The sequence below is a fragment of the Pantoea sp. Ep11b genome, from assembly GCF_040783975.1.
Lineage (GTDB): Bacteria > Pseudomonadota > Gammaproteobacteria > Enterobacterales > Enterobacteriaceae > Pantoea.
The window spans coordinates 2719549-2736346 of the sequence record NZ_CP160631.1; the positions used below are offsets into that span (position 1 = coordinate 2719549).

A 16798-nucleotide genomic window follows, 5' to 3' on the forward strand; every position below is an offset into this window, starting at 1 on the left:
CCACCCGGCCTCAGAGAGCAAAAAGCCGCCTTCCCGTTTTGCGGGAAGGCGGCTTTTTTACGTCACGTCAGGTTCAGGCGTCCTCGTAAGGCTCAACAAAAATCCCATCCGGCTGATGCAGCTCATTAAAGAACCAGATTCCCAGCGGGTAATCTTCGAGCGCGACCAGAAACATGGTGCCCTCATTAAATGGCTCCATAGCCAGAATAGTGCCGGTGCGGCGCGGGCCGCCATCGGTTTTGACGCTGACGCGGTCATTGACCTTCATTATCGGTTCTCCTGATGAGTAGCTGAATACAGTCTAAACGAAGAACCGTGGCGATGCAGCGCGTTAGCGACGGGCAATCACCCAGACAGCATGAACGATACCAGGAATATAACCACAGAGAGTCAGCAGAATATTCAGCCAGAAAGCGCCGCCAAAACCGACCTGCATAAACACGCCCAGCGGTGGCAACAGGATAGCGATAATAATTTTTAAGATGTCCATAACCCTTCCTTTAGGTGTTGAAATAAATCAGCTTTATCTTCAACTATAGCTGAATCTGCTCTCTTCAGGCGAAAAGTCAGGTAAATCTGAGTAAGGTTACACCTTTTCGCTTTCCTGACAGTTCGCTGCCGGACTTCTGACGTGCCGGGCCGTTACACTCATCCTGCTGCTGCCCCCCCCAGAGGTGCAGCCAACCTGTTAGTAACAAGGATTTTGCCCGCGCAGCGCGGGCTTTTTTTCTGCGATCTGCCTGGACTCCCCTTTTACTACCGCGTTCTATACTGATCACTCTGTTTGCATCCGGAGGTCAGCACATGACAGACGAAAAACAGCACAGCGACGGGCAACCGTCCGAACTGAAGGTGGATATCGAGGGATTACTGGCGGCGATTCAGGCCAGGACATCGGGAGAGGTGCGGGATTATATGGAGCAGGAGCAGGCGCCACGGCTGGAAGCGGATGGCCAGATTTTCCACTCTTACAGCGAACTGGCTGAGGCATTCGAAATCGATATCTGCGATTACCGCGCCAGTGAAGCGAATCGCTGAAATCGATTTCAAAAAAATACCCGGCGGGATGGCCGGGTAAAAATTCAATTCGTTACACCAGGGAATTCTTAACACCTGTGCAGATTACGCTATCCCACAGGCGAAACAAGCACCTGATATGCACATTTCTGCACCCTATCCGGAAATTTCAGTTCTGAAGTTACCGAAAATACCGCGTCAGACAGCCACTTAGCCTCTGCGCACTTCGCGCACGTCGCCTGTTCCGGCACGAATTTTTAAGATTAATCCTGGATTCATCGCAGACGGCACATTAAAAAAAGTGTGCGCCAGATTCAACTATAATATTGAAAAATCGCTGCTTTAGCCGCGAACGTGATGAAAGGAGCCTGTTAATGCCCACTCTCCATCAGCCGTTAATGATCGTTACCGACCTGGATGGTTCATTGCTCGACCATCACACCTATCGCTGGGATGCGGCCAGTGAATGGCTTGCCACGCTGAAACAGCAGGCCGTGCCGCTGGTGATCTGTTCCAGTAAAACGGCCGCCGAGATTATTCCGCTGCAGAAAAGGCTGGGTATCAGCGGCTCGCCCTTTATTGCGGAGAACGGCGCCGTGGTACAGACGCACGATCAGCAGCGGGTTCGCCTGGATGACACGCAGACCTATGAGGCGATCTGCGAACGGCTGGCCGCCATGAAAGCCACCTGGCGCTTCACCGGTTTTCATGACTTCTCCGACCCGGACGTGGCTTCAATGACCGGCCTGAGCGAGGCAGATGCGGCGCTGTCGCGTCAGCGCGACGCCTCCGAGGTGGTGGTCTGGCGCGACAGTGAGGAGGCGCTGGCGCAGTTTCGCGAGGCGCTGGGCGCTGAAGGCCTGGCCCTGACTCAGGGTGGCCGTTTCTGGCATGTGATGCCCGCGGGCTGCGGCAAGGGCCAGGCGCTGCGCTGGCTGCTGGATCACTCACCCGGTGAGTCGCGCGTCACCATCGGTCTGGGCGACGGGCCCAACGATGCCCCGATGCTGGATGCGGTGGACTACGCCGTGGTGATCCGGGGCTACAGTAAAACACCGGTCACCCTTACCCGCACCGATCAGCAGCAGGTTTATCACACGGCGCATCACGGCCCTGAGGGCTGGCGTGAAGGGCTGGACTATTTTTTGACTCAACCTCAATAAGCTGCCCGCGGGCATTAAAAGGATGATGCGATGAGTGACTTTTATCAGAATGGCGTAATCACCAATTTCCACAATCTGACCCACCGCAGCGTGGAGTCGCTGGAAAAAGAGATGGTACGCTTTGCCCGCAAACGCAAAATGGGGCTGATCCTGCCATCGCTGTTTTCCGAACTTGAAGGCCCGGCACTGACGAATATCGTCGATGAGCTGGCGAAAGTGCCCTATCTGGACGAAATTGTCATCGGTCTGGATCGGGCTGACCGCGACCAGTTTCTCTATGCGCGCGAATTTTTCTCCCGGCTGCCGCAGCGGCATCGCATTCTGTGGAATGATGGCCCGCGTCTGAAGGCTATTGATGCCGAGCTGGATAAGGAGGGTTTATCCCCTACCCAGCCCGGCAAGGGACGTAACGTCTGGTTCTGCACCGGTTATACGCTGGCATCCGACCGCACCAGCTGCGTCGCCCTGCATGACTGCGATATCGTCACCTACGAGCGCGGAATGCTGGCCCGCCTGCTCTACCCGCTGGCTAATCCGGCCTTTCAGTATGAGTTCTGCAAAGGCTTCTACGCACGCGTGGCCGACGGCAAGCTCAATGGCCGCGTAGGACGGTTGCTGGTCGGCCCGCTGCTGCGCTCGCTGCAGAAAGTCTACGGTCATTCCGAGTATCTGGATTATCTGTCGAGTTTCCGCTATCCCCTGTCCGGCGAGTTTGCCATGCGGACGCATGTGCTGAACGGCATCAAAATTCCGGGAGACTGGGGGCTGGAGATCGGTGTGCTGTCGGAGATTTACCGTAACTATACTACCCGCCAGTCATGTCAGGTGGAGATCGCCGATAACTACGATCACAAGCATCAGCCGCTGGCGGAAGATGATGGCACCGGCGGCCTGAAACGCATGAGCAGTGACATTGTTCAGTCGCTGCTGCGTAAGCTCGCCACGATGGGTGTGCCGCTGACCAGTGACTCGTTCCGGGTGCTGAAGGCGACCTACTACCGTAATGCGCTGGATATGATGGAGACCTATAACCATGAGGCGGCGATGAACGGCCTGAAGTTTGATCAGCATGTCGAGGAAGCGGCGGTGGAGATGTTCACCCAGTCGATCCTGGAAGCGGGTCAGGCCTTTATCGAACGGCCTAACGACAAACCGTTTATTCCGAGCTGGAGCCGGGTGCAGTCTGCGTTCCCGGACGTCTTACAACGCATCTACCAGGCCGTTGAAGAGGATAACGACGGCAACGTCTGAAGCTGAGCGGGCGGCACAGAGTGTGCCCGCCACCGCGTTTTGCTCACCGGGCCTGCCTGGTCGTCAGACCTGCAGGCCTGAGCCCGCCAGCTGCTGCGCCGGTGCTGTCGCACACAGCTCATCGCTGCGGAAAGCTTCACTGCGCACCGCGTAGCCGTCATACCAGCGGCACTCGACCATGCCACTGGCGTAGCCGGTCACCACCATTGTCTGGCCCTCTTCCTTGTGTTGCACTTCCTCACTGATTGCAAAAACCATGATGCGCTCCTTTTACGAATGTTAATAACCGGGGTGATGATTTCCTTTATAGCAGGCGAACGGGGTTCCTGCCTGTTAAGGCACGCAAAAAAAGGGCAAATTCAGAATTAAGCAGAGAGATATGCGGAAAATAAACAAAGCGGATAAAAAATATTACCCGCTTTGAGGAAAGGTTAAGGCGCTGACGTCAGATCTTGCACCCTTCGCAGTCGGCTTCGTCACCGAGATCGTCCGGCACTTCGCTGGCTTTTTTCTCCGCTTTCGCTTCAGCCTGCTCCAGTTGTGCGTCGATATCAAATTCAAACATGTCGTCGTTCATCGTCATTCTCCTGACCGTAAATCAAAGTGCGCTTTATACCGATTTTCCGCGCACTCTGGCAATAAGGTTAACCACTAACAGCACGATCGACCCAATGATAAAGCCGAGCACCAGGTTAGCACCGTTGCTGAGCAGCATCGCGATCCAGCCATTGAAGCCGCCGCTGACCTCTTCAATCAGATGATGCAGTGGCGCGATGCCGTGCACCACAATGCCGCCGCCGACCAGGAACATCGCAATCGTGCCGACCACCGTGAGGATCTTCATCAGCCAGGGCGCGGCAGCCAGCAGCACACTGCCGATGCCCTGTGCCAGGCGGGACGATTTTTCACGCAGCCAGAATCCCAGGTCATCGATTTTCACAATCGCCGCGACGATGCCATAGACGCCGATAGTGACCAGAATCGCGATGCCCGCCAGAATAATCACCTGATTCAGCAGCGGGGACTCTGAGACGATCCCCAGGGTGATGGCGACGATCTCCGCAGAGAGAATAAAATCGGTCCGCACCGCACCTTTGATTTTTTTCTTTTCAAACTCTGCCGCGTTCTGATTCGCCAGCGAATCCAGTCGCTGCTGACGCGCTTCCGGTGATTTGCTCTGCCTGTCGTGCTGCAGGCTGTGCAGCACCTTTTCCACGCCTTCGTAGCAGAGATAGGCACCACCAATCATCAGCAGCGGCGTGATCAGCCAGGACGCAAACGCGGAGATGATCAGCGCCAGCGGCACCAGAATCAGTTTGTTAAGAAACGATCCTTTGGCCACACCCCAGACCACCGGCAGCTCGCGATTGGCTTTGACGCCCGTGACCTGCTGGGCATTCAGTGACAGGTCGTCACCCAGCACCCCCGCCGTTTTTTTCGCCGCCACTTTGCCCATGACGGAAATATCATCCAGAAGTGTTGCAATATCATCAAGTAAAGTGAGTAAACTGGTTCCCGCCAAAATCTTATCCTTAGTCTGGTTCGTTATGTTGACAACATGGGCAGCGCTCAATTTCCGTCACGGTCATCTCGGCGATGCCCTCACAATCCCACTCTACCCGCACCGTCTCACCTGCTGTGCCTTCCGCATGCAGATATTTACTGACCGGACTTTCGGTCATGCCGGTGATCGCCTCCGTGGCAATCAGTCTCTCGCCGCTATAGACCCGCGCGGTCGCTTTGGTGTTGACCATCCGCTCGTCACGGATCTGATAAAGGCGTTTTACCGTCAGTTTTATGCTGCTCATTTCGGCCTCCTGGCCACGGAGAAAGCGCAGATCTAACCAATTATGTCCGGGATTAGCAATCTGCGTGGTAATGATGAATGCCCTGATGATCGATCTCGGCGCTCTCTGACATCACCAGCAGCCACTCCTCCAGCCGCTCCAGCAGATCCTGATCCGTCAGGCGCAGTCTGCCCCGCAGCGCACACTCCCAGATGATCAGCACCTTCCAGCCCGCCTCCTGCAACTGGCGTACGTAACGCCGATCGCGCTCAACGTTACTGTTAATTTTTCCGGTCCAGAACTCGGTGCGCGTTGCGGGCAGCTTAAAGAGATAGCAGTGATGACGATGCCAGAAGCAGCCATGCACAAAAATAATTGCCTGCTGGTCGGTCAGAACGAAGTCGGGCCGTCCCGGCAGATTTTTATCCTGCACGCGGTAGCTGAAGCCACGGTCTTTCAGCAGCAGCGCAATACGCTGCTCAATGGCCGTATCCTGAGCGCGAATCGCACGCATATTCTTGCTGCGTGTTTCGCTGGAGTGAACATCAGCCATAACCTCTCCTTTTTTGCTGGTTATGTAACTTTAGCCTGCGCCGCGAAAAGCGAAAGTCGCCGCCGGTTGACTCTGGATGCGGGGCCGTAAAAGCAGAAGATTCCGGGGTGCCACTGCAGGGCACATCCCGGAATTTCCCTGCAGCGCCGGGAGTGATAGCATAGGCGCCTTACTGTTAAGGAAAAATGCATGCATCCCGCCCTCCTCGCTGAACCACTCTCTGCCGCCCCTTCCTCTGCCGATAGCGCTGAACTCGTGCAGCAGGTGCTGGAAATCTATTCGGTGCGTGATCTCACGGCCCGCCTGCAGCAGGCTGGCTTTACCGGCTGGACGCCAGCCCTGCTGAACCGGGTACGTCAGGGTAAAAGCGCCCTGCCACCGCTGTGTGAGGCAGAGTTGCTGCTGCTGCAGTCACTGCTGCCGTCGCGGCCCGCCCATTATGACGATCCCGAATTTCGTTTTATCGATCTCTTTGCCGGGATTGGTGGTATTCGCAAAGGCTTTGAGGCGATTGGCGGCAAGTGCGTTTTCACCAGTGAATGGAACAAAGAGGCGGTGCGCACCTATAAAGCGAACCACTACAGCGATCCGCTGGAGCATCACTTCAATACCGATATCCGTCAGGTCACCCAGCCGGAAGGGCTGACCGGTGATGACGAGATCTATCGGGCAATTGATGCCGCCATCCCCGATCATCAGGTGCTGCTGGCGGGTTTTCCCTGCCAGCCCTTTTCACTGGCAGGCGTCAGCAAAAAGAATGCGATGGGTCGCGCACATGGCTTTGAGTGTCAGGTTCAGGGCACGCTATTTTTCGATGTGGCCCGCATCCTGGCTGCCAAAAAGCCGCCGTTCTTTGTGCTGGAAAACGTGAAGAACCTGAAAAGCCACGATAAAGGCCGGACCTTTGCGATTATCATGGAGACGCTGGATGAACTGGGTTATGACATCGCCGATGCCGGTGCTGTCAGCCCGGACGCCAAAGTGATCGATGCACGTCACTTTCTGCCCCAGCATCGCGAACGCATTGTGCTGGTGGGCATCCGTCGCGATCTGAAAAAGCAGGACTTTACGCTGCGCGATATCCGCCGCTTCTATCCCGCGCAGGTGCCGACCCTGCAGAGCCTGCTGGAGCACGCCCCGGACGACAAATATATCCTGTCGCCGGTGTTGTGGCGCTACCTCTATGAGTACGCGAAGAAACATAAAGCCAGAGGCAACGGGTTTGGTTTTGGCCTGAACGACCCGCGAAATCCTGACTGCTGCGTGCGAACGCTGTCAGCGCGCTATTACAAAGATGGTTCAGAAATCCTGATCGACCGTGGCTGGGACAATGCGCTGGGAGAAGCAGCGTTTCAGAATGCGGAAAATATGGCCCGCCGTCCGCGTCGTCTCTCGCCGCGTGAGTGCGCCCGCCTGATGGGGTTTGATGTGCCAGGCCAGGCGCCCTTCCGTATTCCGGTATCAGACACCCAGGCGTATAAGCAATTTGGCAATTCAGTGGTGGTGCCGGTGTTCGCCGCGGTGGCTCAGCTCCTGCTGCCGCATATCCGCCAGCTGACCTCGTCATCGCGCTGAATCGCGCTGAAAAAAACCCGTCTTTCGACGGGTTTCTGTTTTATTTCTTTTTCTTACCCTGCTTCTTCAGCAGCAGGCGAATCTGCTTCAGCTCGGTCGCGGTAAGCCCATCAGCCTTTTCATCAGCAGACGTTGCTTTCTCTGCTGACTCTTCAGTGATGTCCTGACTATCAATGGCCGGATGCGGATGCGTTTCCAGGCTGGCCTGTAAGCGCTGCACAATCTCCTGGCTCATTGAAATCTGATTTTCCAGCGCCAGCTGTTTGATCGTTTCTTTCAGTTCAGGGTCAATTTTAATCGTTAAATTAACAGTTTCGGTCATTGCGCCACTCCTTTTTGTTATTGCTACACGCTACCGGATGACCGTTTCGATTAACATACTGTCATAAAAATTTAATATTCGGTGCGCAACGGGGTGAAATCCCGCAGCACACCCTCATCGATTCCCACCAGATTGCCCTGGAGTTCGGCATAGAGCTTGGCCATGTACCGCACCAGAAAATCTGCGTTGTGTTCTGCCAGCATGCGACCTGTTTCCGTGTGCATTGTCTCCGGCAGGCGCAGCAGTTTCTTCTGGAAGTGATCCAGCGTCCATTTGACGTCATTCAGCTCGCGGTCTTTGCCCAGGGGATCCTGGCTGTCGAACAGCGGACGGTTAAGCGCACCCGCGGTATAAAAGACCCGCGCCAGCCCGATCGCACCCAGCGACTCCAGCCGGTCAGCATCCTGCACAATTTTCGCCTCCAGCGTCTGCGGCGGAATGCCGGCGCTGAAACTGTGCGTTTTCACGGCATGCATGACGGCTTCAATGCGCTCAGCCGGGAAGTCAGGAAAGTCCTGCTGCAGAATGCGCTGGGTTTCCGCTGCGGCATACGTTGAGGCGAGATGACGCTCCGGGTGATTCTTGGGCAGATTAACCACATCGTGGAAATAACAGGCGGTAAGCACCACCAGCGGATCGGCCGGTGTGCCGGTCATGATTCGCTGTGCGCTCATCCATACGCGCCGCAGATGGGCGATATCGTGTGCGCCATCATCGTGGATCCAGTTCGCCTGAAACCAGCTTTCGTAACGAGTCTGCCAGAGTGTAAGTGACATAGTCTGTCTCCCTGTAGTGATCGACAGCGGTTTCTCTGTCGTGATCAGTGCGCGAACGGCAAGCCATCATAGCGACTGGCTAATGACACTTTTTTTACAGTGCGGTCGAAAAGCGCGGCGCTGCCAGCGATTTCTGGCAGAAAAATGAGATCTGGATCATCTGTATAGCATCTCTGTTACACAATAACCGCAATTTCGGCGGTTTTCAGTCTTTCCTCAGTGAATTGCTGCTAAGAAAATTAGTTTAACAGGCGTAATGTTTTGTTCTGTCTGAGAACCCTTTACGGGTCCGTTTAAACTTTTTTTTTCATCATCGGTGATTGTAAAATTATGTGTGATGACAGGGGAAAAAAGCTGAAAAGGTTCCTATTTTTACCGTTATAACGTACTGTATCCGTGCTCTTCATCGCTTTCTGCCGCCTGGACAGAGAGCGTTGGTGCGCTTTTTGCATTTTGCTGGTTTTCAACTATCAAAGTGGCACTTTCAAAGTGACTGTCAGGCGACAAATTATTAAGCAGAATGATTTAAAGCCTTTATGATAACTCTCAGATGTGAAGCAAATGGACGTTTACAGCAGTAACCGGGTTCTACTAATAAAAAGAGGTAATCCATGAAAGAACGGCCGATTCTTTTTTCCGAACAGCGTGTTCGTGCCCTGTTGGTTGGCCAGCAAACACAAACCCGGCGCATTATGAAAACGCAGGCTTTTGGTCCGGGACAGGATCATCACGAAGGCGTACACGCTTTCGATGTGAGCGCGAACCATCTTCATGGCTATAAGATGATGTCGATGACGGACATCAGCTACCAGTGCCCGTATGGCAAACCCGGCGACATTCTCTGGGTGCGTGAAACCTGGCGTGGTCCCATGGTGCCAGAGCACGATCTGGCAGAATATGACCGCGACCCGACGCCGTTTCGTCAGCCGGAATTTTGCCAGTACCGGGCAGACAGCAACGAACTGGGTCAGCATGCGATGAGTACGCCGGAAGCCGAAGAGTTTGGCTGGCAGACCGCCATCCACATGCCGCGCTGGGCCAGCCGCATCAATCTGGAGATTACGGGCGTACGTGCGGAAAAAATTCAGGATATCAGTGAAGATGACATCATGGCGGAAGGCGTACAGACCGATTCGCACTTCCTCAATAATTTCTTCACCATGAACGTCAATTCGGAGTCGCCCAAAGAGGCGTACCGCAAAGCGTGGCAAAAACAGTACGGTGCCACCAGCTGGGAAGTTAACCCCTGGGTCTGGGTCATTGAATTTCAGCGTGTTGAACGCAAATAACCCGCCAGAACCACGCTTTGCGGGTTAAATCACAGACAACGGCCGCGCTAACGGGTTGAATAGGCCTTCAGCCCTGAAGTCAGAATCTGATGCCAGCATTCGATGCTGGCATTTTTATGTCTGGCGCGTCAGGATAGCCAGAGAGTCCGGTTCTGTGCAGGAGTTACGATGTTTAAATGGCCCTGGAAAACGCATAACGACAGGCTGGTTGCCTTGCCCTGGCAGCAGGGACTGGCGCAACCGATCTTCAGCCCGCTCAGTGAGGCCGAGCGGCAGACGCTGGTCGCGCTGGCGACGCGCTTTCTGCAACAGAAAAAGCTGGTGGTGATGGAAGGCGCTGAGCTGGATGAACTGCGCAGCGTGCGCATCGCCCTGCTCTTCTGCCTGCCGGTGCTGGAACTGGGCCTGGAGTGGCTGGACGGTTTTCATGACGTACTTATCTATCCTGAACCGTTCAGCGTGGCGGATCAGTGGCAGGATGAGGATGGGCTGGTTCACAGCTCACCCGCCGTTCATGCCGGACAGAGCTGGACGCAGGGGCCGGTGGTGCTCAACTGGCTCGATATTCAGGATTCGTTTGATCTCTCCGGTTTCAATCTGGTCATTCATGAAGTGGCCCACAAGCTGGATGCACGCGGCAGTGGTTACACCAGCGGCGTGCCCATGATGCCACTGCGCGATGTGGCGCAGTGGGAAAAAGATCTGCGTGCCGCGATGGCAGAGATTGAAACGGAAGTGGAACTGGTCGGTGAACAGGCAGCGACTCTCGATCCCTACGCCGCCAGCGATCCAGCGGAGTGCTTCGCCGTCCTCTCTGAATACTTTTTTACGGCCCCGGTTCTGCTGGCTGAACGCTTTCCGTCCATGTATCAGCATCTTCAGCACTTTTATCAGCAGGACCCTCTGAGCAGAATAACCGCAGAGACGGCCCAAAGTGCTTAAATCGTGATCGCTTTGCTTTAAAGCTAGCCAGTTGAATGATAATGTATTTTTTGCTGTTGACACCTTCGGGCGACGTCGTTAATATTCGCCTCGTTCCAACGATTCCTCTGTAGTTCAGTCGGTAGAACGGCGGACTGTTAATCCGTATGTCACTGGTTCGAGTCCAGTCAGAGGAGCCAGATTAGAAAAAGCAGATATCTCCGGATATCTGCTTTTTTGCTTTTCGGAAGCCGCAGATTTCTCCTGCGCACGCTTGTTGTCATCTCCCCTGCCGATAATGAAAAAGCCGCTGGCGTTAATTTTCTGCACAGCCGCAATTCCCTATTTCACCGGGCTACAGGCAAAGCGATCCGCTAAAAACCAGCCGTCAAAACAGACCGGCTGGCTTAGTCGACTGACAATATTATTCAGGGATCGTCAGCACCTGACCCGGTGCAATATGATCCGGGTTACTGAGGATGCCCTTATTCGCCTCAAAGATTTTCATATATTGCGCGCCATCATTGTAAAACTGTTTAGCGATTGCGCTCAGCGTATCACCGGACTTCACGGTATAGCTGCGCGTGCCCGCTGCCGTCGCGGGTTTATCTTCAACATTTTTATCAACAGCATTTAACAACTCACCGCCAATATTTTTAATATTATCCAGAATGCTCATATTTACTCCCCTATCGTTTCTGAAACGTTTACTTTAATTAAAAAAACAGGATTGCCAGACAATTACTTCGCGGCGTACGATACACCCGCTTTAATTTTGTGGATTAAACCACTGTTAAACGCGAATTAATTTTATAAAAAGAGGGATGTTGAGAATGGGTATATTGTCATGGGTTTTATTCGGACTGCTTGCCGGTGTCATCGCCAGATGCATCATGCCGGGTAAAGAGAACATGGGTATTTTTATGACCATTGTTCTGGGTATTATCGGCGCGCTGATTGGCGGTGCGGTCAGTACGGCGCTGGGCTTTGGCCAGGTCAGTGGTTTTAATATTTTCAGCATCGCGATTGCCACCGTCGGTGCCATTATTGTGCTGTTCGTTATTCATAAAATCAGAGCGTGCAAGCAGGCGTAACGGATTAATTTTCAGGGGATAGCAGAATGAGTTTACTGGATACTGTGCTGGCGATGTGCGGCCTGAATAATCAGACCAGTCAGGAAGTGAGAGGCGTGCTGGAGTGGGTTGAGCAGCAAGGCGGATTGCACACGATCGTCAGTCATCTTCAGAACGGCGAGTACAGCGAAGTGGTTAATTCCTGGCTCGGCGATCAGCAGAACGTTGCCCTGAGCAGCGATCTGGTGCAGAAGATGATTAACTCTGAGGCCATTGAACAGCTCGCTGCACGAATGGGCATTAACACCAGCGACGCACTGAACCTGCTGGTAAAATATCTGCCTCAGCTGGTTGATAAAGCCTCTTCCGCAGGCGTAATTGACAAGAAAGCCGATTTAACCGGGCTGGTCAGTCAGTTAACACACTAAGCGTAAGGCAACCGGGGGATAAAAGCCTGCGGCTAAAGTAGTGGGCTTTTATCTTTTGGGTTGGGTACATGGACTAATTTAGTCTATAAACAAAAGATTATCTGTTAACACGAACGCGGGCTGAGGGTATGACAACACCAATAGCCCGCTGACAATAAGCAACTCAGAAGGGAGTGATCATGGCTGACACGCATCCTCAGCCCGATACCCGCCACACCCATAACCGCCGCCAGCGAATCGCAGTTGCATTATTACAAAGTGGGATACCGGCCTAACAGGGGCCTGCCGAACCGGCTGCCACAGCTCACCATTAAAGGCCGCTGGCTGGAAGCGCTAGGATTTACGACCGGGCAGAAGATCGAGGTGATCACCGGGCCGGGACAGTTGAGCTTCCGGCTGGAGGGAGATGCATAACTGGCTGACCTATACTGTAAAACCCCAGCAAAATGAACTGGGGTTTGGTTGTCACTTACTAATAGAGATCACCTTTTAAATAAAGGTAAAAGGTGATAGGCAAACCAAAAAATCAGGCTTGCAGGAATAGTACCAAAGGTAGCACCTTTTAACCCACGCCATAAGTTATCAAAATAAAAGACGCCTTCAGTTAAATAACTTACTCCCTCAAAAAATATAAAAAAAACCACAACAACGAAACTCAATGCTAATTCAAATATCAAAAAAACCTTGGCTAGCACCATGAGACTTTTTATCATTTTTTAGTCTCCGTCTTTTCCAAATATCCTGGAACCAATCCTGATGCAACAGAGCCCCCTATATTTCCGACAACTGATGGTAAAGGATGCTGGGATACTGGTTTTGTAATTGTCCAGACACCGGTCGGCACCCATTCATACTGTTTAGTTACGGGGTTAAGTATTTTATCCATTGGTACTTTGATTACGTTGCCTGTCGCATATCCGACTGTTGAACCCGCCTTACTCAACATCGTCGCGATAAAAGGATCATCACCGCTTATTTCCGCCTGATAATAACCGCCTGCCGCATTCCAGGCCATTGTTGGGTTATAACCTTTACCTGCCGTAATAGCCCCAATTAACCCGGAACCGATAACGTCTGATAATTTCACTTCACCTGTTGTTCCATACTGGATACCTGCACCTGCGGACATACCCACACCGACAGCAATAAGTTGCTCTTTAGTATTATTCATGGCATTAGTAATAATGGCCTTCCAACCCATTATTGCTACCGGCCAAGAAGTTGGGGTCATAATTACATCCATAACCCGATCGCCGTTCGTAATATTTTCCTTCAAAAATTTAAGATCCGAACCGTTAAGATATTTAACTATCGCCGCCGCATCCGGATCTTTAAGTTTCTCATCCAGCCTTACCTGATGTTTATCCGCATTCAGCGCAACGTTAGTTGCCGCCTGAACTAGTTCTTCCCAGCTCAAACAGGTAACACCGCCGCCGGTACAGGCTTCCTGAAGCTCCTTGCTGTTTTCATTACTGATGGCGATGTACTTCTCAGCAACCTTATTACAGTCACCACCCGAGGCTTTACAGTCCTGCATTTCTTTATCGAGCGCTCTGGCTTCTGTACTGCTCAGATAGTTATTCTCAACCGCATTCTTACCCGCCTGCGCGCCGGTCGCCGCTCTTGCAGTATCGCCCGTCGCCAATCCGCCTGCAAGCCCTGCTGCCAACTGACCGAGCGCGCTGACAACCTGCTTTTGATCCTCTGTCAGTTCGCTGGCCTTCTTGCCAGGATACATCGTGCTGAGGATCGCTCTGGCCATCAGCTCACCACCTGCAGCACCGGCTGCCCCCGCTGATGCGCTGTTACCTGCAAGCTGAGCCAGCACGGCACCTGCGACCGCATGAGCCATAGTATTGGCCAGGACGTTAGTCTGCTCGTGTCCATCGACAAATTTGCTGGTTGCGTGCTTGATTTTATTGGCGATATACGGTGCCATCCCACCCGCTGCGGCTGCGCCCAGATTACTTGCGCCGAGGCCGCCCAGAACGCCCGTTACTGCGGCTGCTGCCATTGAATAGCTGCCGCCGCCATTAAGAGAACTGCCTTTGACGGCATTGGCTTTATATTCCGACGACAATTTACTCTTACTCGCGCCGACGCTAAGCTCAATTTTGATCCCCGCCTCGCTCATATTGCCGTTGGCAAGAGCTTATCCGGGCTGCATGGTCTGTTTGCATGACATAGCCCAGCCTCTTTTTTAGCGATGACGTCTGAGCCACTGATGTGGGCATTATTACCGGCGATTAACGTGACGCTACTACTGTACTGCCCACAGCGCTGGCGCTCTGACTTTGGGTTGTGACGTCACGATTAAGCTGCTGGCGAGTAGAAGCACTGCCGAACGTCACGCCGATACTGCCGCCGCTCATCATGCCGCTCTTTTTAATTTCTTTCAGGCTGTGGCTATGCTGCTCTCCAGTGGCCGCAGCGATCGCGAGATCACGTCCTGCCTTACGCGCAACACTGTTATCGCCTACTGCGCTGGAACCCGTTACACCAAGATCACGTCCGGCGACGATCTGGCTGCCCGTGGTGTTAATAGTCTCAGTACTGGTCGCATCAATTTTTTGCCAGCAGTTTCCGAAACCGCACTGCGAGGTACCAGTAACGCTTTTACTTCCGGTAATGCGATATCATTCCAGGCATTCAGCAGCAGATCACCCCCGGCTTTGAGGTTAGCTATCGTTGCCCGCTTTGAGGGTCAGAGAGTCCAGTGAAGTGATGCTGGCCGCTGGTCCAGTCAGGGTTTCGGTATAAGATTTCTTCGTTCCCTTGCCGTTGTCTGCATCCAGGTGCCAGAGCTGTGACGTAGTCAGGTTATTGATGTCATCGTTAACGCTTTCCAGAGCGACTTTTTTACCGCTAATCGTCGCGCTGACGTTGTTGATATCGTTCAATGCGCTAAGTTGCAGATCGCCACCAGCCTGGAGCAGACCGGCGTTGAGGTTACAAAGGGTATTCTGGCTATGGATTGTCAGGTCGTTTTTGGCAATCACGCTACCTTCGCGCTCATTCATATAAATATCTAAAGAACCGGATGCAATAAAACGGTGAAGGTATCCGAATAAAACCCACCGTTGCACACCACGCCCCACAAATGAAAAAGGCCCGCGGGATAGCGAGCCTTTAACCGGAAAAAACAAAGCCACCCTTATTTTTCATGGTAGCGATGCACGGCCGGATAATATTCCAGTCCATAAAGCTGGCCCAGCGGCAGCAGCAGTTCAACATTGATATCATGCCCGGCTGCCTCTGCCGCAGAACCACTCAGCAGCTGCTCAAACCAGGCTTTCAGTTTCTGTTTCATCTCAGGTTCTCCGCTTCAGTTGATGCCCTGAGTAAACCCGCTTGCACGCTCCAACAGAAGCAAAAATTTCTGCGCTGCTTATGCCAGAAATGACAAAGCAGATTCTGACTGGCTGAAAGCCCGCTTCAGGCTGGCTACTGCGTGATCAGCGTAACCCAGTTTGCGCCTTTCCCTGCCGGCGCTTCAGCGACCCGTGTGAGCGTGCCGCGGGCGGAATCGATGGCGTAGCTGCCAATGACGGCGCTTTTCTCTCCGCTGACGATCAGCCATTTCCCCTGCGCATCAATCGCCATACTGCGCGGCTGTTTCTCGACCGGCCAGCTGCCGATCAGCGTTAACTCACCCGACTGCTTATCTGCCTGGTAGCCGCTGACGGTGCTGGAGGTGCGTTCGGTCACATAAATAAATTGCCCATCCGGCGTGATTTTAATGTCTGCCGCCCAGATGCGCGGCGTCGGATCGCTGTAGCCCGCCGGACGCTGCACCCCATGCTGCAGGTTATATTGCTTTGCCACCGCGTTCGGCCAGCGTTTCAGTTCTGTCAGGGAGCCATCCGCTGCACGCCGGAACTGGGTGATGGTGCCGCTCATCTCTGCGAGGTTATAGAGGAAACGGTTATCCGGCGAGATCACAGAATGCCGCGCACCGCTGTTCTTCTCACCCTGGACAAAACCGGTTCCCAGCGGCGTTATCACCCCATCAGCGCTGAATCGGTACTGCAGCACCCGATCCGCACCCAGATTGCCCACATAAAGCGACTGATTGCTGACGTCGGTGATAACCGAGTGGGCGTGCGGCCCGGTCTTCACCTCACTGGTCACCTGCGCTGTCACTACACCCTTATCATCAATCCGGTAGCTGATGACGATATCGCTGTCATACGAGGCGGCGAGCAGATAGCGACCCTGTCTGTCGGTGGTGATCCAGGGAAAACTGGCGGACACCGGCGTCACCGCCTGCTTCTGCAGCACACCCTGTGGCCGGGTCACGCGCCAGCTGACGATCGCATAGGGCGGCGTGCGCAGTGCGCCATACAGCCATCGGCCATTCGGGCTGGCTGCCAGCGGCATGATCTTTTTCCCGGCGGGGGTATCGCCCTGCCACTTCAGGCCGCCATCTTTCTCGCTGAGCTGATAGCGGGATACCGTGCCGGATTCCGCGTTCGACACATAAACAAAGGTTGTCGCCCACAGTGGGCTGCTGCAGAGCAGTGGCAACAGGGCCAGCGCCGGTTTAAGACGGGTCATAGGGTCACCTCGATAAGTTTGATCTGCGCCAGTGCGCAGCAGGGTTTACGCTAACCCGGTGAGGCGAGAGTGGCTTTGTGCAACTG

General features: G+C 53.8%; 23 protein-coding genes, 1 tRNA gene and 1 pseudogene. 10 read left to right on the top strand and 15 right to left on the bottom strand.

Annotation, left to right across the window (positions count from 1 at the left end; translation table 11 throughout):
- Window positions 1-73 precede the first annotated feature (73 nt).
- Entirely contained in the window at window positions 74-268 is a 195-nt protein-coding gene (dsrB, locus tag AB1748_RS12910; protein ID WP_111141182.1) for a protein DsrB, read from the bottom strand.
- Between the two features lie 63 nt (window positions 269-331).
- Entirely contained in the window at window positions 332-490 is a 159-nt protein-coding gene (locus AB1748_RS12915) for a YqaE/Pmp3 family membrane protein (protein WP_111141183.1), read from the bottom strand.
- A gap of 314 nt (window positions 491-804) precedes the next feature.
- Here AB1748_RS12915 and AB1748_RS12920 point away from each other — a divergent pair, with 314 nt between their 5' ends.
- The 3 genes from AB1748_RS12920 (at window position 805) to AB1748_RS12930 (ending at window position 3431) form a co-directional block, all read left to right on the top strand.
- Window positions 805-1038: a DUF2525 domain-containing protein gene (locus AB1748_RS12920; RefSeq protein WP_367395573.1), complete on the top strand. Its 234-nt coding sequence runs from the start codon at window positions 805-807 to the stop codon at window positions 1036-1038.
- 353 nt (window positions 1039-1391) lie between these two features.
- The gene (locus AB1748_RS12925; RefSeq protein WP_111141185.1) at window positions 1392-2180 is read left to right on the top strand and encodes a mannosyl-3-phosphoglycerate phosphatase-related protein; all 789 of its coding nucleotides are present in this window, start codon (window positions 1392-1394) and stop codon (window positions 2178-2180) included.
- 30 nt (window positions 2181-2210) lie between these two features.
- The gene (locus AB1748_RS12930; RefSeq protein ID WP_111141186.1) at window positions 2211-3431 is read left to right on the top strand and encodes a glycosyl transferase; all 1221 of its coding nucleotides are present in this window, start codon (window positions 2211-2213) and stop codon (window positions 3429-3431) included.
- 63 nt (window positions 3432-3494) lie between these two features.
- On the opposite strand, the gene AB1748_RS12935 is transcribed toward AB1748_RS12930, so the two are convergent.
- The 5 genes from AB1748_RS12935 to AB1748_RS12955 all read right to left on the bottom strand — a co-directional run bounded on the left by AB1748_RS12935 (window position 3495) and on the right by AB1748_RS12955 (window position 5771).
- Window positions 3495-3689: a YodC family protein gene (locus AB1748_RS12935; RefSeq protein WP_111141187.1), complete on the bottom strand. Its 195-nt coding sequence runs from the start codon at window positions 3687-3689 to the stop codon at window positions 3495-3497.
- A 187-nt stretch (window positions 3690-3876) separates the two neighbouring features.
- Window positions 3877-4008 (bottom strand): hypothetical protein, encoded by a 132-nt coding sequence (locus tag AB1748_RS12940; RefSeq protein WP_003854444.1) that lies wholly within the window; start codon window positions 4006-4008, stop codon window positions 3877-3879.
- Between the two features lie 33 nt (window positions 4009-4041).
- Window positions 4042-4953 (bottom strand): DUF808 domain-containing protein, encoded by a 912-nt coding sequence (locus AB1748_RS12945; RefSeq protein WP_367395574.1) that lies wholly within the window; start codon window positions 4951-4953, stop codon window positions 4042-4044.
- A 10-nt stretch (window positions 4954-4963) separates the two neighbouring features.
- Window positions 4964-5239 carry a hypothetical protein gene (locus tag AB1748_RS12950; protein WP_293771487.1) on the bottom strand — a complete coding sequence of 92 codons (276 nt, stop codon included), beginning with the start codon at window positions 5237-5239 and terminating at the stop codon, window positions 4964-4966.
- Window positions 5240-5291: 52 nt separating this feature from the next.
- Entirely contained in the window at window positions 5292-5771 is a 480-nt protein-coding gene (locus AB1748_RS12955) for a very short patch repair endonuclease (protein ID WP_111141190.1), read from the bottom strand.
- Between the two features lie 189 nt (window positions 5772-5960).
- Between AB1748_RS12955 and dcm the strand changes: the two genes are divergently transcribed.
- Window positions 5961-7346, top strand: coding sequence for a DNA (cytosine-5-)-methyltransferase (dcm, locus tag AB1748_RS12960; RefSeq protein ID WP_293771492.1), 1386 nt, complete (start codon window positions 5961-5963; stop codon window positions 7344-7346).
- Window positions 7347-7386: 40 nt separating this feature from the next.
- Here dcm and AB1748_RS12965 read toward each other — a convergent pair whose 3' ends face one another.
- Together AB1748_RS12965 and AB1748_RS12970 are read right to left on the bottom strand one after the other, a co-directional pair.
- On the bottom strand, window positions 7387-7668 hold the full coding sequence (locus tag AB1748_RS12965) for an Arc family DNA-binding protein (RefSeq protein WP_111141192.1): 282 nt from the start codon (window positions 7666-7668) through the stop codon (window positions 7387-7389).
- Between the two features lie 71 nt (window positions 7669-7739).
- Window positions 7740-8444 (bottom strand): phosphohydrolase, encoded by a 705-nt coding sequence (locus tag AB1748_RS12970; protein ID WP_111141193.1) that lies wholly within the window; start codon window positions 8442-8444, stop codon window positions 7740-7742.
- Window positions 8445-9055: 611 nt separating this feature from the next.
- On the opposite strand from AB1748_RS12970, the gene AB1748_RS12975 reads away from it, so the two are divergent.
- The 3 genes from AB1748_RS12975 to AB1748_RS12985 all read left to right on the top strand — a co-directional run bounded on the left by AB1748_RS12975 (window position 9056) and on the right by AB1748_RS12985 (window position 10854).
- Window positions 9056-9733 (top strand): hypothetical protein, encoded by a 678-nt coding sequence (locus tag AB1748_RS12975; RefSeq protein WP_111141194.1) that lies wholly within the window; start codon window positions 9056-9058, stop codon window positions 9731-9733.
- Between the two features lie 168 nt (window positions 9734-9901).
- Window positions 9902-10675, top strand: a complete 774-nt coding sequence (gene mtfA / locus AB1748_RS12980) for a DgsA anti-repressor MtfA (protein WP_233499002.1) — start codon at window positions 9902-9904, stop codon at window positions 10673-10675.
- 103 nt (window positions 10676-10778) lie between these two features.
- A tRNA-Asn gene (locus AB1748_RS12985) sits at window positions 10779-10854 on the top strand.
- A 224-nt stretch (window positions 10855-11078) separates the two neighbouring features.
- Here AB1748_RS12985 and AB1748_RS12990 read toward each other — a convergent pair.
- The gene (locus AB1748_RS12990) at window positions 11079-11333 is read right to left on the bottom strand and encodes a LysM peptidoglycan-binding domain-containing protein (RefSeq protein WP_111141196.1); all 255 of its coding nucleotides are present in this window, start codon (window positions 11331-11333) and stop codon (window positions 11079-11081) included.
- A gap of 154 nt (window positions 11334-11487) precedes the next feature.
- Here AB1748_RS12990 and AB1748_RS12995 point away from each other — a divergent pair, with 154 nt between their 5' ends.
- From AB1748_RS12995 to AB1748_RS13005, 3 genes and pseudogenes are all read left to right on the top strand, one after another.
- On the top strand, window positions 11488-11748 hold the full coding sequence (locus tag AB1748_RS12995) for a GlsB/YeaQ/YmgE family stress response membrane protein (protein WP_111141197.1): 261 nt from the start codon (window positions 11488-11490) through the stop codon (window positions 11746-11748).
- Between the two features lie 26 nt (window positions 11749-11774).
- The gene (locus AB1748_RS13000) at window positions 11775-12155 is read left to right on the top strand and encodes a YidB family protein (RefSeq protein ID WP_293771502.1); all 381 of its coding nucleotides are present in this window, start codon (window positions 11775-11777) and stop codon (window positions 12153-12155) included.
- A gap of 179 nt (window positions 12156-12334) precedes the next feature.
- A pseudogene (locus AB1748_RS13005) lies at window positions 12335-12569 on the top strand (SymE family type I addiction module toxin).
- Between the two features lie 68 nt (window positions 12570-12637).
- Here the strand turns inward: AB1748_RS13005 and AB1748_RS13010 are convergent.
- From AB1748_RS13010 to AB1748_RS13030, 5 genes are all read right to left on the bottom strand, one after another.
- Entirely contained in the window at window positions 12638-12868 is a 231-nt protein-coding gene (locus AB1748_RS13010) for a hypothetical protein (protein WP_367395575.1), read from the bottom strand.
- Complete coding sequence (locus AB1748_RS13015; RefSeq protein WP_367395576.1) at window positions 12865-14235, bottom strand: VENN motif pre-toxin domain-containing protein; 1371 nt, start codon at window positions 14233-14235, stop codon at window positions 12865-12867. Before AB1748_RS13015 ends, AB1748_RS13010 begins: the two co-directional genes overlap by 4 nt.
- 598 nt (window positions 14236-14833) lie before the next feature.
- A complete protein-coding gene (locus AB1748_RS13020) occupies window positions 14834-15307 on the bottom strand; it encodes a hypothetical protein (RefSeq protein ID WP_367395577.1) in 474 nt (157 codons plus the stop codon).
- 2 nt (window positions 15308-15309) lie between these two features.
- Entirely contained in the window at window positions 15310-15465 is a 156-nt protein-coding gene (locus AB1748_RS13025; RefSeq protein ID WP_167498253.1) for a hypothetical protein, read from the bottom strand.
- A gap of 134 nt (window positions 15466-15599) precedes the next feature.
- Window positions 15600-16712 (bottom strand): lactonase family protein, encoded by a 1113-nt coding sequence (locus AB1748_RS13030; protein WP_367395578.1) that lies wholly within the window; start codon window positions 16710-16712, stop codon window positions 15600-15602.
- Window positions 16713-16798: the final 86 nt, after the last annotated feature.

Excerpts from the sequence above, each read along its gene's own strand:
- dsrB (WP_111141182.1), bottom strand. The coding sequence starts at position 268 with ATGAAGGTCAATGACCGCGTCAGCGTCAAAACCGATGGCGGCCCGCGC.
- AB1748_RS12915 (WP_111141183.1), bottom strand. The coding sequence starts at position 490 with ATGGACATCTTAAAAATTATTATCGCTATCCTGTTGCCACCGCTGGGC.
- AB1748_RS12920 (WP_367395573.1), top strand. The coding sequence starts at position 805 with ATGACAGACGAAAAACAGCACAGCGACGGGCAACCGTCCGAACTGAAG.
- AB1748_RS12925 (WP_111141185.1), top strand. The coding sequence starts at position 1,392 with ATGCCCACTCTCCATCAGCCGTTAATGATCGTTACCGACCTGGATGGT.
- AB1748_RS12930 (WP_111141186.1), top strand. The coding sequence starts at position 2,211 with ATGAGTGACTTTTATCAGAATGGCGTAATCACCAATTTCCACAATCTG.
- AB1748_RS12935 (WP_111141187.1), bottom strand. The coding sequence starts at position 3,689 with ATGGTTTTTGCAATCAGTGAGGAAGTGCAACACAAGGAAGAGGGCCAG.
- AB1748_RS12940 (WP_003854444.1), bottom strand. The coding sequence starts at position 4,008 with ATGAACGACGACATGTTTGAATTTGATATCGACGCACAACTGGAGCAG.
- AB1748_RS12950 (WP_293771487.1), bottom strand. The coding sequence starts at position 5,239 with ATGAGCAGCATAAAACTGACGGTAAAACGCCTTTATCAGATCCGTGAC.
- AB1748_RS12955 (WP_111141190.1), bottom strand. The coding sequence starts at position 5,771 with ATGGCTGATGTTCACTCCAGCGAAACACGCAGCAAGAATATGCGTGCG.
- dcm (WP_293771492.1), top strand. The coding sequence starts at position 5,961 with ATGCATCCCGCCCTCCTCGCTGAACCACTCTCTGCCGCCCCTTCCTCT.
- AB1748_RS12965 (WP_111141192.1), bottom strand. The coding sequence starts at position 7,668 with ATGACCGAAACTGTTAATTTAACGATTAAAATTGACCCTGAACTGAAA.
- AB1748_RS12970 (WP_111141193.1), bottom strand. The coding sequence starts at position 8,444 with ATGTCACTTACACTCTGGCAGACTCGTTACGAAAGCTGGTTTCAGGCG.
- AB1748_RS12975 (WP_111141194.1), top strand. The coding sequence starts at position 9,056 with ATGAAAGAACGGCCGATTCTTTTTTCCGAACAGCGTGTTCGTGCCCTG.
- mtfA (WP_233499002.1), top strand. The coding sequence starts at position 9,902 with ATGTTTAAATGGCCCTGGAAAACGCATAACGACAGGCTGGTTGCCTTG.
- AB1748_RS12990 (WP_111141196.1), bottom strand. The coding sequence starts at position 11,333 with ATGAGCATTCTGGATAATATTAAAAATATTGGCGGTGAGTTGTTAAAT.
- AB1748_RS12995 (WP_111141197.1), top strand. The coding sequence starts at position 11,488 with ATGGGTATATTGTCATGGGTTTTATTCGGACTGCTTGCCGGTGTCATC.
- AB1748_RS13000 (WP_293771502.1), top strand. The coding sequence starts at position 11,775 with ATGAGTTTACTGGATACTGTGCTGGCGATGTGCGGCCTGAATAATCAG.
- AB1748_RS13010 (WP_367395575.1), bottom strand. The coding sequence starts at position 12,868 with ATGATAAAAAGTCTCATGGTGCTAGCCAAGGTTTTTTTGATATTTGAA.
- AB1748_RS13025 (WP_167498253.1), bottom strand. The coding sequence starts at position 15,465 with ATGAAACAGAAACTGAAAGCCTGGTTTGAGCAGCTGCTGAGTGGTTCT.
- AB1748_RS13030 (WP_367395578.1), bottom strand. The coding sequence starts at position 16,712 with ATGACCCGTCTTAAACCGGCGCTGGCCCTGTTGCCACTGCTCTGCAGC.